The 1290-nt window shown below is 59.1% G+C and carries 2 protein-coding genes; both read right to left on the bottom strand.

Features of this window, described 5'->3' with window-relative positions; translation table 11 throughout:
- Positions 1-536, bottom strand: a 536-nt coding sequence (locus tag ACR0DX_RS22735) for a putative Ig domain-containing protein (protein ID WP_480847549.1), incomplete at its 3' end; no start/stop codon positions are given.
- 149 nt (positions 537-685) lie between these two features.
- Positions 686-1290: calcium-binding protein (locus ACR0DX_RS22730; RefSeq protein ID WP_480847547.1), on the bottom strand; the 605-nt coding region annotated here is incomplete at its 5' end.

Raw genomic sequence — 1290 nt, 5'->3', positions numbered from 1 at the left:
CCCGCGCCGCCATCCAGAACATCCGCACCTGCACCGCCATGCAGCCAGTCATTGCCCCCGCCGCCCTGCAGCGTGTCATCGCCATCACCACCATAGAGATAATCATCGCCCCCGCCACCAATGGCGAGGGCTGTAACGCTCGAGTAGAATTGCGAACTATTGGTGAATTCGTTGATGCTGAACGCGCTCGCGCCAACACTCCCATCAATCGCGGCTGGTGTATCGTCGACAGGCGTAATCTCAAGCGCAAAGGTGCTGCTTGCGCAAAGAGGTCCGTCGCTGGCCGTTACCATGACAATCAATGTCCCATGGACGTCCCGGGGCGGTATGCCCGAGAAACGCCCCGCAACCGCATCAAACACCAACCAGTCCGGCAGGGCCGTACCATCAACAAGCTTTGCGCTTAAGGTCAGCGCATCGCCATCCACATCCGTGAACGCATGCGCTGGCAGGACAAAGCTCACAGCCTCAACTTCCGCGGAAGACTGATCAGGCAACGCAATTGCCAAAACGGGTGTGTTGTTCATAACGGTCATTACGTTCTCCAATTCAAACTGTTGAGCATCAGGAGATTGATCGGCAGGCTGAGCAGGCCAACACCTGCGAGCGTAGAACGGAGTGCCTGAAGGCACTCCGCAACAAGCCCGTCCTGGGTGCGTGATTGCGACACCATGCGTTGTGGTCTTTACGCGTAAAACCGGAAGTCGTCGGAGGACAGGTCCGACACGACCACATTCTTCAGGACAATGCTGTTGTCCGTATCCAGCGTGATGGTCGTATCGGTGCCATCATCCGCCGCCTTGTTCAGCACTTCTGCATAGGAGGCCAGGTTGGGGACACCCCTGAACGCGATGACATCCAACGTCGCAATACCAGCCACAAAATCGGTTATGATATCCTCGCCAAAACCGGGATCAAAGACGAAGACATCGTCTCCCGCACCCCCGGTCAGCGCGTCGTTGCCACCACCGCCTATCAGCCAATCATTACCGGCGCCGCCATGCAGCGCGTCGTCTCCGCCCAGACCCCACAGACTGTTATTGGCCTCATCCCCATACAGCAAATCTGCATGAGCGGATCCCGCGAGATTCTCGATCGACACAAAACTATCATCCGCTGCGTCACCCGTGTTGTCCCCCGCATCGCCCAGATCAACCGTCACGCCGGAGGCCGCGTCCCAATACCCGGCCCCATCCTGGCCCGCGCCGCCATCCAGAACATCCGCACCTGCACCGCCATGCAGCCAGTCATTGCCCCCGCCGCCCTGCAGCGTGTCATCGCCATCACCAC

This window comes from Ruegeria sp. D3 (genome assembly GCF_056534465.1).
Note: the sequence above shows the minus strand (reverse complement) of the source record. Positions and strands in the feature narration are given on the sequence as shown.